At 30.2% G+C, this 14,268-nt stretch carries 12 protein-coding genes, 1 pseudogene and 1 riboswitch; of the genes and pseudogenes, 9 read left to right on the plus strand and 4 right to left on the minus strand.

Going from position 1 to position 14,268, the window contains the following annotated elements:
* Nucleotides 1-480 carry a LuxR C-terminal-related transcriptional regulator gene (locus NST87_RS05350; protein WP_019468073.1) on the minus strand — a complete coding sequence of 160 codons (480 nt, stop codon included), beginning with the start codon at nucleotides 478-480 and terminating at the stop codon, nucleotides 1-3.
* 219 nt (nucleotides 481-699) lie between these two features.
* Here NST87_RS05350 and NST87_RS05355 point away from each other — a divergent pair, with 219 nt between their 5' ends.
* Both NST87_RS05355 and NST87_RS05360 read left to right on the plus strand, forming a co-directional pair.
* Nucleotides 700-924 carry a hypothetical protein gene (locus NST87_RS05355; protein ID WP_019468074.1) on the plus strand — a complete coding sequence of 75 codons (225 nt, stop codon included), beginning with the start codon at nucleotides 700-702 and terminating at the stop codon, nucleotides 922-924.
* Nucleotides 925-1,088: 164 nt separating this feature from the next.
* Complete coding sequence (locus tag NST87_RS05360; protein ID WP_019468075.1) at nucleotides 1,089-1,943, plus strand: N-acetylglucosaminidase; 855 nt, start codon at nucleotides 1,089-1,091, stop codon at nucleotides 1,941-1,943.
* Nucleotides 1,944-2,040: 97 nt separating this feature from the next.
* Here NST87_RS05360 and NST87_RS13785 read toward each other — a convergent pair.
* A protein-coding gene (locus NST87_RS13785) for an IS3 family transposase (protein ID WP_437129139.1) occupies nucleotides 2,041-3,584 on the minus strand; the annotation gives its coding sequence in 2 pieces (ribosomal slippage) (nucleotides 2,041-2,907 and nucleotides 2,910-3,584; 1,542 coding nt in all).
* A 363-nt stretch (nucleotides 3,585-3,947) separates the two neighbouring features.
* Nucleotides 3,948-4,877 (minus strand): annotated as a pseudogene (locus NST87_RS05375) (osmoprotectant ABC transporter substrate-binding protein).
* Between the two features lie 161 nt (nucleotides 4,878-5,038).
* Between NST87_RS05375 and NST87_RS05380 the strand changes: the two are divergent.
* The 5 genes from NST87_RS05380 to ribH all read left to right on the plus strand — a co-directional run bounded on the left by NST87_RS05380 (nucleotide 5,039) and on the right by ribH (nucleotide 10,547).
* Complete coding sequence (locus tag NST87_RS05380) at nucleotides 5,039-6,514, plus strand: FAD/NAD(P)-binding protein (protein WP_040030095.1); 1,476 nt, start codon at nucleotides 5,039-5,041, stop codon at nucleotides 6,512-6,514.
* 398 nt (nucleotides 6,515-6,912) lie between these two features.
* A riboswitch (FMN riboswitch) is annotated at nucleotides 6,913-7,047 on the plus strand.
* A gap of 158 nt (nucleotides 7,048-7,205) precedes the next feature.
* Nucleotides 7,206-8,249: a bifunctional diaminohydroxyphosphoribosylaminopyrimidine deaminase/5-amino-6-(5-phosphoribosylamino)uracil reductase RibD gene (gene ribD / locus NST87_RS05385; RefSeq protein ID WP_019467651.1), complete on the plus strand. Its 1,044-nt coding sequence runs from the start codon at nucleotides 7,206-7,208 to the stop codon at nucleotides 8,247-8,249.
* A 6-nt stretch (nucleotides 8,250-8,255) separates the two neighbouring features.
* Nucleotides 8,256-8,888 carry a riboflavin synthase gene (ribE, locus tag NST87_RS05390; protein ID WP_019467650.1) on the plus strand — a complete coding sequence of 211 codons (633 nt, stop codon included), beginning with the start codon at nucleotides 8,256-8,258 and terminating at the stop codon, nucleotides 8,886-8,888.
* Between the two features lie 10 nt (nucleotides 8,889-8,898).
* Complete coding sequence (locus tag NST87_RS05395) at nucleotides 8,899-10,077, plus strand: bifunctional 3,4-dihydroxy-2-butanone-4-phosphate synthase/GTP cyclohydrolase II (protein WP_019467649.1); 1,179 nt, start codon at nucleotides 8,899-8,901, stop codon at nucleotides 10,075-10,077.
* Nucleotides 10,078-10,088: 11 nt separating this feature from the next.
* Complete coding sequence (gene ribH, locus NST87_RS05400; RefSeq protein ID WP_019467648.1) at nucleotides 10,089-10,547, plus strand: 6,7-dimethyl-8-ribityllumazine synthase; 459 nt, start codon at nucleotides 10,089-10,091, stop codon at nucleotides 10,545-10,547.
* A gap of 273 nt (nucleotides 10,548-10,820) precedes the next feature.
* On the opposite strand, the gene NST87_RS05405 is transcribed toward ribH, so the two are convergent.
* The gene (locus NST87_RS05405) at nucleotides 10,821-11,822 is read right to left on the minus strand and encodes a proline dehydrogenase family protein (protein ID WP_019467837.1); all 1,002 of its coding nucleotides are present in this window, start codon (nucleotides 11,820-11,822) and stop codon (nucleotides 10,821-10,823) included.
* A 267-nt stretch (nucleotides 11,823-12,089) separates the two neighbouring features.
* Between NST87_RS05405 and NST87_RS05410 the strand changes: the two genes are divergently transcribed.
* Nucleotides 12,090-12,914: an alpha/beta fold hydrolase gene (locus tag NST87_RS05410; RefSeq protein WP_019467836.1), complete on the plus strand. Its 825-nt coding sequence runs from the start codon at nucleotides 12,090-12,092 to the stop codon at nucleotides 12,912-12,914.
* A 276-nt stretch (nucleotides 12,915-13,190) separates the two neighbouring features.
* The gene (locus tag NST87_RS05415; RefSeq protein ID WP_019467835.1) at nucleotides 13,191-14,147 is read left to right on the plus strand and encodes an L-lactate dehydrogenase; all 957 of its coding nucleotides are present in this window, start codon (nucleotides 13,191-13,193) and stop codon (nucleotides 14,145-14,147) included.
* Nucleotides 14,148-14,268: the final 121 nt, after the last annotated feature.

The following is a 14,268-nucleotide window of genomic DNA, read 5'->3' on the forward strand; positions in this document are numbered from 1 at the left end:
CTATTTTTGATTTAGTCCGTAATATTTAATGTATTTTACTTGAACCTTTTTTCGGTAATTTTTTATTGTAGAAATAGAGCAGTTTAACATCGAAGCAATCTCAAATTGCTTATATCCAAGCAATTTTAATCTAAGCCAGTTTTTTTCGTTAGTAGTTAATAGTTGTAAAAATTGCTCATACATAAGTTGATAATTCCTATGATCAATCATATTAGTTTGCTGTTCTATTAAATAATGAGAATGTATTTTGATTTCTGATTGTTTTTGACTGCGAAACAAATCAATCAAATAGAAATTCAAACGAAAGAATAGAAATTGTTCTAATGTTGTAGAATGATGTGGTGAATATTTTTGTGTTAATTCCCACATTTTGATAGTAAGTAATTGAGTATATTCTTCTCGATTATACTCAATATGATATTTTTTTAATAACACAAAAATAATATATTTAAATTGAAAATAAGTTTGTTCGAAAGACATGCTGTAGCTCCAATGTTATATATAACTTTGATTTCCGGATGAAATCATTTTATTTTAAATTATAGTAATTTTCATTTGCTAAATAATGATAATAGGTGTTAAATAGAGATAATAAGATAGATAAAATTTAAGTTTTATAACATCAACGCGTATTCAACTTAAAGATATAACACTTTAGAGTTTTAGTATTATCTTCGGACAACAAATCAGGAGGTTTATATGGATTACGCACATTTAAATTTAGAACATTTTTTTGCAAGACATGATGATTTAGATATGATTAAAGATAAATCAGACTTTGTTATGATAAATAATCTAACAAAAGAAATGATGTACCGTGATGGTGAAATTGAAGGAACAATTGATTTAAATCGTTATTATTATAAAAATAGATCTCAAGCAGTAAGCTTTGTAATGATGGAATATAATAAAAGTCAAGAGTAATGAAATTAAAATTTCATTACTTTTTTTATGAATATGTAACAACAAACATATTAAATTGTACGTTCAACTATTTAGTGTTAGAATTTAAATTTAGATAGTCTCTTATAGTATATTTCTATAAAGAGAGAACTTAATATTCTTATTATTACCTATGAGGTGTGGACATGACGAAGCATAAGAAAGGCTCGATACTATCAATTATTGGCTTATTGGTGGTGTTAGTGATAGCTGTTATCGTTGTATTTTCAATGATTTCAGATCAAATCTTTTTTAAAAAAGTTAATCAACAAGAAAAAGTAGAACAGCTCAATATTTCTTTAAATAAAGCATCAAAAAAACAAATCGATAATTATACTAGCCAACAAATTTCAAATAAAAATAATGATTCGTGGAGAGATGCATCTTCAACAGAGATTAAAGCAGCGATGGATAGTAAAGAATTTATCGAAAGCGATACGCAAAAATACCAATTTTTAGAATTAGATAAATATCAAGGTATTGATGAAAATAGAATCAAAAGAATGTTAATTGATAATCCAATATTATTAGAACATTCAGATGATTTCATAAAAGCAGCGAAAGAAAAGCATGTAAACGAAGTATACTTAATATCACATGCATTACTTGAAACAGGCTCAGCTAAAAGTGAGTTATCTAGTGGTGTTGAAATTGATGGTAAGAAATATTATAACTTTTTTGGAGTTGGCGCACTTGATGAAGATCCAGTGAAAACCGGTGCTGAATATGCAAAAAAACACGGTTGGGATACGCCAGAAAAAGCAATTACTGGTGGCGCTAATTTTATACATGAACATTTTTTATCAAATAAAGATCAGAACACACTGTATAGCATGCGCTGGAATCCAAAAAATCCTGGTGAACATCAATATGCTACAGATATTAAATGGGCAGAAAGTAACGCAAGTCTAATGTCAAACTTTTATAAAGATATGAAAACTGAAGGTAAATATTATAAATATTTTGTATATAAAGATGACAATAAACATAAAAAAGAATAATTAATTTTGTTATTCAAAAAGGACTAATCCGTCGGAATGAACTGCACCCTGTCAAGTAGACAGTGAAAAAAACAAAATGTTTATGGCTACCTTATATTTACGATATAAGGGTAGCCATTTTTAATGTTATTCTTTCTTGATTAAAAAATTCTATATATGAATTAATTGCTTTTATTGCTGTAGCCTTGTCTTTAAAAATCACTTTTTTTCTTCCTCTAAACAATTCACTTTTAATAGTTCCCCATACACCTTCCATAGGTCCATTATCTATGCAACATCCTGGTCGTGACATACTTTGTTTTATACCAAGTTGCTCTAACGTAACTTTAAATAATCTGCTTGTATATTGATATCCTCTGTCGCTATGTAAGAGTATACCTTCGGTATTCGGCACAAGTTTGACTGCTTTTTTGAGCGTATCTAATACAAATTTATTGTTATTTGAGGTACTTAATTTATGACTGATAATCTGTTTGCTGCCTAAGTCATAAATAGCACTTAAGTAAAGTTTTTTACCATTGCTTAGTTTGAATTCTGTAACGTCAGTTAACCATTTTTTATTTGGGATTTGTTCTTCAAATTTTCTATTTAATATATTATGTGCTGTAATTTCAGGTGTTGTTTTAATATATCGTTTTCTTTTAGGGCGGATAGTAGATTTTAGATTCAGTTGATTCATCAATCTATAGACACGTTTATGATTTACTTTTTGATGTAGTTTAAGTCTTAAATATATGTATATACGACGATATCCATATATGCCTTTGTATTTATTGTAGATATCAACGATATCTTTGATCAATTTTTGGTTTTCAATTTCTTTATTTGATGGTTTGCGATGTAACCATTTATAGTAACTTGAACGTGATATCTTTAATACTGAACATAACCAAGCTATCGGATAAAGGTTTTTAAATGCTTTTACCGTTTGGTATGATGCTTTTTGTCTGATGCCTGTTTCATCAACTTCCTTTCTATTTCTTCTTCCTTTTTTAAAACGTCATTTTCCATTTGAAGAAATTTATTTTTCTCTTTAAGTATCTTAATTTCAGCTTTTAATGCCTCTTCAGGTGTTAATACAGACTGGGGTTTCCCTTTTCCACGTCCATCTTTAAGCCCATCATATCCATGCAAGTTGTACTTTTTTACCCAGTTATATACTTGGCTATAATTGATGTTAAAATGATTTGCTGTTGTCTTATACGATTGGCCATGATTCATATAATAATCAACGATTTCTACACGATCTTCAAATGTTAATGATTTATATTTCAATTGATACACCTCGGGTTTTGGAGAATATGTTTTTAATATTTTACCCGACAAATACTTTGAAATCCATTTGTTTACAGTTGAAGTAGTGGGGATATTATATTTAACTACTAAATCAGTTAAAGATAGGCCATCATTTATATATTCGTGCACAACTTTAAGCTTAAATTCATTTGAGTAGGTATTATTTCTCTGAATTGGTAAAAGCACCTTTATTCCATGCTTCTTAAATTTATAATAGTTAATCAATAATGTTCTAGGAGAACAATTTAAATTTAATTTTTGAATTACATTTTTCATACTATATCCTTCTTCATATAAGCTGAAAGCTTTTTGATAAGTTTCAGGTGATAATTTTCTATGAGTCATAAAAAAGCTCCCTTCAAAGTTTACATTTTTAAGTGTCTACTTTGAAGGGAGCATATCAGGAAAGTGGATTAGTCCTTTTTGAATGCTTTAATTATTGATTTAGATATTGGATTAATAGCGTAGTTATGTTTTATAAATATATAAGTATACTTACTTACGCACAATGTGAATGCATTATTCATTTAGGACATAGGCTACTTGAGTGTTTAATTTCATTTTGCTTTGTTTTTTTGCCCAAATAATATAAAAAGTAAGATCGTCGATAATATGACTTTTAAAATGAATTTCATTTAATCACTTCCTTAACTATGTAACTATAGTAACATTAATTGATTAATATCACATATAAAGTAATGTTGAAATTTAGTTTTCATCTTCGAAATAATTATGTTTTTCTAAAAAACTTTTGGCTACAATTGCTGGTTCTTTACCCTCACCATCTGCTTCATAATTAAGCTTTTGCATTTGTTCAGTACTAATTTTATCATTTAATTTTGCAATGGATTTTTTAATTTGTGGATTTTCTTGTAGTAATTCATTTGGTGCAACGGCACTAGCATCATATGGTGGAAAAAAGTTTTTATCATCTTTAAGAACTACTAAATCATAGGCTGCAATTCTTCCATCTGTTGTATAACCAAGTGCAACATCAAGTTTGTTATTTTTTAATGCATCATAAACAAGTCCAATTTGCATAGGTTTTAAATCATTGAATCCAAAACCATAATGTTCACGGAATGGTGCATAACCATCGCCGCCTCGCTTAATCCATGTAGTATCCGTACCAACTCTAACTTTGTCTTTGACCTTTTTTTAATCTGAAACAGTATGTAAATCATATTTTTTTGCGGTTTCTTTAGTAACCATAAAAGCAAAGGTATTTTCAAATCCGTAAGAGTCGAAAAACGTTTGGTTAAATTTTTGGTTGAATAATTTTTGAGTAACAGACATTGCTTTTTTAGTATCTGTAATGGGTTGTTGTTCTAAAGCTCCAACCAAATCAGTGCCAGTATAGCGTGTGCTTGATATATCAGCATCTCCACGGAGCAATGCATTATGTTGAATTGTAGCTGAACCTAAATTGTTAATAATAGATCCAGTAGTTTTCCCGTTTGTATCATGTTCAATTAAATCTTTGAGCATATAAGCCATGATTTGAGATTCACTCGTAGCTAAAGCAGAAATTTTAACTGAGTTTTTAGATTGACCGCCACCTAAACCAGGTAAATCACAACTTGCTAATAAAAGTGAACTTGCAATCAATAAAAAGATTATTCTTTTAAAAAAATTCATATTTTAACCCCTTATATGTTTTAGAAATATTTTTTGATACACCATTTTTATATTAACATATTTATTAATTTTGTATAATGGTGGCATAATTCATTAATATGTAATGTTAATTCGATAATTGATATACTATGTATAAATTAATTAAAGTAAGGATGAGTGAAATGCGTTTAGCTATCATTGGTATGGGCACAGCAGGTGTTAGTTTGTTGAAAGAATTGGTAAAATATAAGGAATTCAAGCAAATGGAAATAGACGTTTACGATAATCCTAAAAATATGGGACAAGGCGTGCCGTTTCAAAATGACAGCGACCAATTATTAATCAATTTACCTGCAAGTCAAATGTCCTTAAATTTGAATAATGAACGGGAATTTTATGAATGGTATCAAGAACAATCCGTATTTAAATTTTCTAACCCTGAGTATCTACCTAGATTTATTTTTGGACATTATATGAAAGACTATTTGGAAACATATCATAATCACTATAGTAATATTCATATGATCAAAGAAGAGGTTTTGGAAGTTTTTATAGAATCTAATATTGGTGATACGCATGTTAAATATGTTGTTTGTACTTCTGAAAATCTAGAGAAACGCCGACGTTATGATATCGTATTTTTAACGATCGGTACGATGTCCTATCATGACCCATATCATTTAAAAGGGACACCAGGTTACATAAAAACACCTTACCCAACATATGACACATTAAATGAGGTTGATAGTACTGATAGAATTGCTATCATTGGAACAGGACTAGCAAGTTTAGATGTAATTCGATTTGTAACGGCACATCATCCCAATTTACCTATTACTGTGACGAGTCGTAAAGGTCATTTACCTAGTGTTAGGGGAGATATGCCAGAAATTCAATTTAAATATCTTACACCAGAAAATTTTAATGAAATCAAAAAAGCATATTTTGGGAATGTACCTTTGGAGGAAGCATTAACATTATTTAAAAAGGACTGTGAATATTATGATATTCCAGTGGAGAAATTAGTCCACAGAAGACAAGGAGATCCAATTTTAGATTTAACATATGATTTACAACATGCCGATGTGCTAGGGAGATTTCAAAGTATTTTAGAATTAACAAAAGAAAATCTAAATTGGATTTGGAATAGTTTCAGTAGACAGGACCAGAAGATATTTTTAGAAAAATACCAATCAATATTAAAAGAAAATTCAAATCCAATGCCCCCGCGTACAGCAAAATTAATTATTGACCACATTGAAAATGGGCAAATCGAAATCAAAAAAGGGTTGGAAGATGTAACATATGACGGACAGCAGTTTTGTTTTAAATATGAAGATGATTTTAAAGCGATTGATAAATTTGATATTGTTATTAATGCTACTGGTTCAAAATCACATTTATCAGAATTAGACCAAGATGATCAACTAATTCTAAACTTAGAAAATAGACAAGTTGTCCAAGCACATCCACTGGGTGGTATTCAAATCATTCCAGAAACAAATCAAATTATAAGTCCGCGTTACGGTACTCTACAGAACATGTTTGCCTTAGGCCAAGTTACAAATGGGATTAACCAATCACGTAACGGCGTTATGATGATAGTAAAACAAGCTGTAAGTGTGGTAGAAAAATTATTAGACACTAAGCATGATTAAATTTGTAGTGAAGCATTCAAACGAACATTGCTCATATAATTAAGCAGTAAGTGAAATATGTTTGTAAATGAATATAAATATGTATACATTATGGAATAAGGCTATCAATTTTATAAAGGTGGATAACAGTTGTTTTTTAATTTAAACTAGACACGCAAAAATATTTAAATTGTTTTAATGCTTAATTACTTATGTAATTATTTAGAAAAATATATTTTGAAAATGATTTTGTAAAAATTGCTTATACGCACTGCTGGTCTAAGGATATAGGAAAGTGGTTGTTTATAAATAAAGCCGACTTAGATAATATGAATTGTTTTTTGTTGAAATATATAGTAACATAACGATGTAGCTTTCATAAAGTTACTTTGACTCAATCATCAATTACAATTTCATAAATATTCTTTCGGGGCAGGGTGAAATTCCCAACCGGCAGTAAATTAAGCCTGCGACCTGCATTTGTTTTTGACAAGTGTGGCTGATCTAGTGAAATTCTAGAGCCGACAGTATAGTCTGGATGGGAGAAAGAATGAAGTATAACAAAAAAGCACTTTTTTTAGTGTTTATTTAACATACATTTTTCTAAAAATTGGAGAAGTGTATTCAAATTTAAGTAAATTATGTTATATCTAAATACATCCCACACCTGAAATCAATTTCAGGTGTTTTTTTATTATTAAGAGGTGATTATATGAGTCAATATTTAAACTACGCAATCCAATTGGCACAAATGGTTGATGGTCAGACAGGCGTAAATCCACCAGTAGGTGCAGTTGTAGTAAATCAAGGTAGAATCGTTGGCATCGGTGCACATTTACGAAAAGGTGATAAACATGCTGAAGTGCAAGCTTTAGATATGGCTAAAGAAGCTGCAAATGGAGCAACAATTTATATATCTTTAGAACCTTGCTCACACTATGGTTCAACACCACCATGTGTAAACAAAATTATTGAATTTGGTATTTCAAAAGTTGTTTATGCAGTTAAAGATACGACATTATCGACTAAAGGTGACGATATTTTGCACAATGCTGGAATAAAAGTTGAGTTTCATCATAAGCCAGAGGCTGAAGCATTGTACAAAGACTTTTTTATTACTAAACGACAAGGCGTCCCTGAAATTACTGTAAAAGTCTCTTGTAGTTTAGATGGTAAACAAGCTACTGACCATGGTGAAAGTAAATGGATTACTAATAAAACTGTTAAACAAGATGTATTTATGCTCAGACATAAACATGATGCAGTTATCACTGGTACTGGCACATTAAATGCAGACAATCCACAATATACTACTAGGATTGAAGAAGGTAAGCAACCGATACGTGTGATACTTTCAAAATCTGGCCAAGTAGATTTTACCTTAGACATATTTAAACAACCGATGACACCAATATGGATTTTTACGGAAAATAAAAATTTAAAAAGTGAAGATACAAATATAGAAATTATATATTGTTCGAATTGCACGATTGAAAATATTTTAAAGCAGTTATATCAATATGGGATTGGAAGTGCTTTGGTTGAAGCAGGCCCTACGATTACTTCAGAATTTCTTCAATCTAACTATACGAATGAGCTCATCTTATATTATGCCCCGAAAATAATAGGTGGTTCTGGTGATTATCAATTTTTCAAAACAGAAAATGTCTTTAATTTATCAGACGTACCTCAATTTGAAATTGTAAATTCCAAAATGCTTGAGCAAAATATTAAATTAGAATTGCGAAAGAAGTGAATAATTATGTTTACTGGTATTGTTGAAGAAATAGGCACTATAAAAAAAGTTACAACACAACAATCCGTTGTTAATTTAACAATTGATTGTAAGACAATTTTAGCTGACATGCATATTGGTGATTCTATTAGTGTAAACGGTGTATGTTTAACTGTAATACAATTTGATAATCAGTCATTTTCAGTCCAAGTAATCAAAGGCACTGAGAATAAAACCTATCTAAATCAATTAAATCAAGCTACTGAGGTAAATTTAGAACGAGCAATGAGTGGTACGGGAAGATTTGGTGGCCATTTTGTACTTGGCCACACAGATGAAGTAGCTAAAATCACTAGAATACAAAACTCAGATAATTCTAAAATTGTAACGATTAAACCATCTACTTCTATTATAAATCAAATGGTACAACAAGGTTCAATCACTGTAGATGGCGTAAGTTTGACAGTGTTTCAATTAAGAGATACAGAATTTGATATTCATCTTATACCAGAAACAAGAAGATCAACTATTTTAAATCAAAAACGTGTAGGAGACCCTGTACATATTGAGACAGACATGTTGTTTAAATATGTGGAAAAAATAGTTGGCAATAGTGAAAAAGGTTTAACTTTAGAAAAACTAAGCGCTTTTGGATTCTAGGAGGGGTAAAATGCAATTAGACAGTATAGAATTAGCACTTGAATCACTTAAAGAAGGTAAAAGTATCATTGTAGTAGATGATGAAAATAGAGAAAATGAAGGCGATTTAGTAGCAGTGACAGAATGGATGTATGATAATACAGTCAATTTTATGGCTAAATATGGTAGAGGATTAATTTGTGCGCCTATTAGTAAAAAAATAGCTGAAGATTTAGAACTTCATTCAATGGTTAACCATAATTCAGATGTTTATGGTACGCAATTTACTGTAAGTATCGATCATGTTAAAACAACAACAGGTATCAGTGCAGATGAAAGAATGCTCACCGCGAAGGCATTAGTCGATAATAGTACAACAGCTGAAGATTTTAATAAACCAGGCCATCTATTTCCATTAATAGCTCAAGATGATGGTGTGTTGGTTAGACGTGGTCATACTGAAGCCTCTGTCGATTTAGCTAAACTAACTGGTGCAAAACCTGCAGCACTCATTTGTGAAATAATGAATGACGATGGCACAATGGCAAAAGGCGACGATTTAGAAGCATTTAAAAAGAAACATAATTTGGTAATGATTTCTATCGAAGATTTAGAAAAATATAGAAAGCAATCTGTTTCGTCTATTGAAGCTAAAGCAAAAGTAAAGATGCCTACTGAATTTGGCGATTTTGACATGTATGGTTTTAGCACGAATGATAACGAGGAGATTGTAGCAATCGCGAATGGTGAAATTAATGAAACTGAGAATGTGCGCATACATTCTGCTTGTTTAACAGGGGATATATTCCATAGTCAAAGATGTGATTGCGGTGAACAGCTTGCTGCTTCTATGGAATATATTAATGAACATGGAGGCGTTATCCTTTATTTACCTCAAGAAGGCAGAGGAATCGGTTTAATTAATAAATTAAAAGCCTATGAACTGATAGAACAAGGTTACGATACTGTTACTGCAAATATTGCGCTCGGATTTGATGAAGACTTGAGAGAGTACCGATATGCTGCAGAAATTTTAAAATATTTAGGTATTAAACGTGTGAATTTATTAAGTAATAATCCTAAAAAATTTGGAAGTTTAGAAAATTACGGTATTGATATCGCTAAAAGAATTGAATTAGTAATACCTACAAATCAATATAATCAAGCGTATATGCAAACAAAAAAAGAGAAAATGGGTCATTTAATATAGGAGGAAAAAACATGAATTTTGAAGGTAAATTAATAGGATCAGATTTAAAAGTAGCAATTGTAGTAAGTAGATTTAACGATTTCATTACGAATCGTTTGTTAGACGGTGTTAAAGATACCTTAGTTAGACATGAGGTACCAGCAGAAAATATTGATGTTGCATATGTTCCTGGTGCTTTTGAAATTCCATTAGTAGCTAAAAAATTAGCTCAAAAAAGTGATTATGATGCAGTCATCACTTTAGGATGTGTGATAAGAGGTTCAACGTCACATTATGATTATGTATGTAATGAAGTGGCAAAGGGTGTTTCAAAAGCGAATGATGTTTCGGATACACCAGTTATTTTTGGAATTTTAACTACTGAGAATATCGAGCAAGCTGTAGAACGTGCAGGTACAAAAGCAGGCAATAAAGGATCTGAAGCAGCAGTAAGTGCTATAGAAATGGCGAATTTATTTAAAGAAATTTAATATTGAGTAGTTATAGAAATCATACAATTTAAAATTTTAAAAGTATGACGTAGTATGTAATATAATTACTTATGCTCAAAATAAGAGAGCTTACCTCTATGGGTGAGCTCTCTTTTAGCTTAATGTTTTATATTTTTGTTCTTGCATACCTGCGAATATGATTTACTTAGTACGTGTTTGTAATCTTTCATTCACAGTTTTGGTATTATATTTCTTTAATCTAAAATAATGTTTAAAACGATTTTAATTACATACTTTTAATTTGAAAGTTTGCTAGTTTTTAAATTTTTTGTATAACAATCCACTAATTGCTCCAATGGTTGATAATGCTCCAACTACTATCCCAGTTTTTTTCAGCACTTCTGGTTTCATAATTTCTAAAAACATCAGATTTAAATTTTGAGGACGCTCTGCTAATCTTCTCATAAAATAACTAAACCAATCATCACCATATGGCACATAGATACAGAAATGATTGCCTTCTCGCGCTAGTGATTCTGCTAATTCTGAGCGGAAACCATATAGCATTTGAAATTCATAGCTATCCTTTTCAATATTGTTGTCTTTAATGAATTGTTTAATATGTGTGATGATAGCATCATCATGTGTAGCAATAGAAGTGACATTTTTCGCATTTAACAGTCGCTTTTTAATTAAGCGTATGTAATTATCGTCAATTTCTTCTTTAGTTTGATACGCGATGTTTTCATTTTCTTTGTACGCACCTTTAACCATACGTAATCGTAATTCTGGATATTTATCAACGAGTGCATCCGCTTTATATAAATATCCTTGTATAACAGTTCCCACGTTTTTAAATTCGCCTTTTAATCGGTCTAAAACTTGAGTAATATCAAATAAGCTATTATATTTTTCAGTGTCTATATTAATATGCATATTACCAAATTCGTTAGCTTTAAGTAATATTTCACGTAAATTGCGATAAGCAAGATCAAGGTCAAATTCAGAACCTAGATGGCTGATTTTGATAGACATGTGACCATCTAAATTATGATTGTAGATAGCGTACATCACTTCTAATATTTGGTCTTTTGCTTGTATTGCCTCACCTTCATTTAAAACAAATTCACCAAGACAATCTACTGTGACAGTAATCCCTTTGTTATTTAAACGTTCAATTGTGTCCACTAATTCTGGAATAGTATTCCCTGCAACTACTTTCTTGGCACCGAACATAGGACCAATTTCCTTAGCTGCTTTATTTAAAAATGGATTGTTAGATAATCCTATAAAAAAATTTTTCACAATTGGCATATTAATTCCTCCCATTCTGCTAATAGCTGTTCTTTCAATAATAGTGTAGCATGAATCGAATAGTAATGAAATCGTTTACAATAAAATTTATTACACTAAATATTATATACTACACGATAACATTGACTCACGCTTTAAATATGACATTTAATGATAAAGTTGAAGTAGCATATAACGGTAAAATTTATGCGTTAAAAATGGAAAAAGTACATCATATTTTGATACAATGTAGTTATTGAAATTATTGTAGAAGGGGAAGTATGGAATATGTGGAAATGGGAAACAGAAAATGAAGCTAAGGGTGTCATTGTAATTGCCCATAACATGCTCGAACATACAGGTAGGTATGCATATGTTATAACTATGCTACGTAGAAATGGTTACCATGTAATCATGGGTGATTTGCCTGGTCAAGGTCAAACGACGCGTGCGAATAAAGGGCAAATAGCAAACTTTGAAGTATATCATGAGCATGTCCTTGAGTGGATTAGAATAGCTAATGAGTATAAACTGCCGACTTATGTTTTAGGTGTGGGCCTTGGTGGACTTATCATTTTAAATTTACTTGAAAAAGTGGATGTGCCTATTGAAGGACTAATGTTGATTTCTCCATTGTTAGAATTTAAGAAAAGTAATAAAACTAGAAAAGATAAAATTGTATCGAATGTGGGGAAATTAACAAAAGATACGAGGTTTAAAATAGGTATTACGATTGAAGATTTAACACGAAATGAAGAAGTTATTGAAGAAGCAAAAGAGGATCAACTGATGTTGCAGAAAGTGACTTATCATTGGTATAAACAAGTCATAGAAATCATGAAAGAGACCGTTACACATTTAAAAGATATTAAACCACTTCCTTTATTATTAATGTATGGACTTGAAGATAAAGTTTCAGATATTTCTACGATGTATTTAATTAAAGAAAAAATTGCAACAGAAGAACTGTATTTTAAAGCTTGGAAAGGGTTAAATCATGAAATACATAATGAACCTGAAAGAGATGAAGTAATGCGTTATATTCTAGCATTTCTTAATAATAGTGCTAGTAACATTGGTTTTATTGTACATGATGAAAATGAACTGTCATAGTTCGTTTAGTAAATGATGAATATCGTTTTATGGAAGTAAGTAATTTAACTAAAATCCAATTTATTCAAGTTATGACTAAATAATTGCGTATAAAAAGAGTGTATAAATGTAATTTAACGTTGATTTTATTCACGCTCTTTTTATTTATGAGAAATAATGTGAAAAAAATCACAATAAACATTGATTTTTAAAATAATAATTGTTATATTTATATTGTGAAAAAAATCACATTAAATTTTAGAAATATTTACTTTGAAATAAAAGGAGCGATTGAACATGAAATTTGAAAAAGGGAATAAAGTAGTTTTAATTGGTGATGGTGCAGTTGGATCAAGTTATGCATTTGCACTAGTTGCACAAGGCTTAGCTGATGAATTAGTAATTATTGATTTAGATGAAGCGAAAGTTAAAGGCGATGTTGCAGATTTAAATCACAGCGCACCATATGGTGATTCACCTGTTAAAGTAAAAGCTGGTAATTATGAAGATTGTGGTAATGCTGATTTAATTGTTATTACTGCAGGAGCTGCGCAAAAGCCAGGTGAAACTAGATTAGATTTAATAGAAAAAAACACAAAAATATTTAAAGAGATTGTCACAAAAATTATGAACACAGGATTTAATGGTATTTTTCTTATAGCAACTAATCCTGTAGATGTATTATCATATGTAACACAAAAAGTTTCAGGCTTACCGAAATCACAAGTTATTGGGTCTGGTACGATACTAGATACTGCACGATTTAAATTTGAACTAGCACAAGAATTTGGTGTGTCACCATGGAGTGTGGACGCACAAATTATTGGTGAACATGGTGACTCTGAATTAGCAGTGTGGTCACAAGCTAATATTGCTGGTAAACCAATATACCAAGCATTGAAAGATAACCCTGATAAACAACATAGAATAGATGAAATATTTATGAATACAAGAGATGCTGCATATGACATTATCCAATCAAAAGGTGCAACTTATTATGGTATAGCAATGGGCTTGGTTCGTATAACACAAGCAATTTTAAAAAATCAAAATGTAGTATTACCAGTTTCTAGCTACTTAGAAGGTGAATATAATCAAAATGATATTTATATTGGAGTTCCAACATTAATTAATAGAAATGGTGCAATTAAAGTATATGAAACACAATTAAATAGTGAAGAAAGTGAAAAGTTTGAAAATTCTGCCATAATTTTGAAAGATATGCAAAATAAAATCAAACAACTAATTGCATAATTCATAATTTAATTTTAAACTGTATATAAGATTAATTTTATTGAAAATATCAAAATTTATTCTGATATGAATAAATTTTGCTTTGAATGATTTTTTGGTAAATTAATTTTACATGTTTAAC

It is taken from the genome of Staphylococcus sp. FSL W8-0271, from assembly GCF_038006605.1.
Lineage (GTDB): Bacteria > Bacillota > Bacilli > Staphylococcales > Staphylococcaceae > Staphylococcus > Staphylococcus cohnii.

Excerpts from the sequence above, each read along its gene's own strand:
- NST87_RS05360 (WP_019468075.1), top strand. The coding sequence starts at position 1,089 with ATGACGAAGCATAAGAAAGGCTCGATACTATCAATTATTGGCTTATTG.
- NST87_RS05350 (WP_019468073.1), bottom strand. The coding sequence starts at position 480 with ATGTCTTTCGAACAAACTTATTTTCAATTTAAATATATTATTTTTGTG.
- NST87_RS05395 (WP_019467649.1), top strand. The coding sequence starts at position 8,899 with ATGCAATTAGACAGTATAGAATTAGCACTTGAATCACTTAAAGAAGGT.
- ribD (WP_019467651.1), top strand. The coding sequence starts at position 7,206 with ATGAGTCAATATTTAAACTACGCAATCCAATTGGCACAAATGGTTGAT.
- NST87_RS05380 (WP_040030095.1), top strand. The coding sequence starts at position 5,039 with ATGCGTTTAGCTATCATTGGTATGGGCACAGCAGGTGTTAGTTTGTTG.
- NST87_RS05415 (WP_019467835.1), top strand. The coding sequence starts at position 13,191 with ATGAAATTTGAAAAAGGGAATAAAGTAGTTTTAATTGGTGATGGTGCA.
- NST87_RS05410 (WP_019467836.1), top strand. The coding sequence starts at position 12,090 with ATGTGGAAATGGGAAACAGAAAATGAAGCTAAGGGTGTCATTGTAATT.
- NST87_RS05405 (WP_019467837.1), bottom strand. The coding sequence starts at position 11,822 with ATGCCAATTGTGAAAAATTTTTTTATAGGATTATCTAACAATCCATTT.
- NST87_RS05355 (WP_019468074.1), top strand. The coding sequence starts at position 700 with ATGGATTACGCACATTTAAATTTAGAACATTTTTTTGCAAGACATGAT.
- ribE (WP_019467650.1), top strand. The coding sequence starts at position 8,256 with ATGTTTACTGGTATTGTTGAAGAAATAGGCACTATAAAAAAAGTTACA.
- ribH (WP_019467648.1), top strand. The coding sequence starts at position 10,089 with ATGAATTTTGAAGGTAAATTAATAGGATCAGATTTAAAAGTAGCAATT.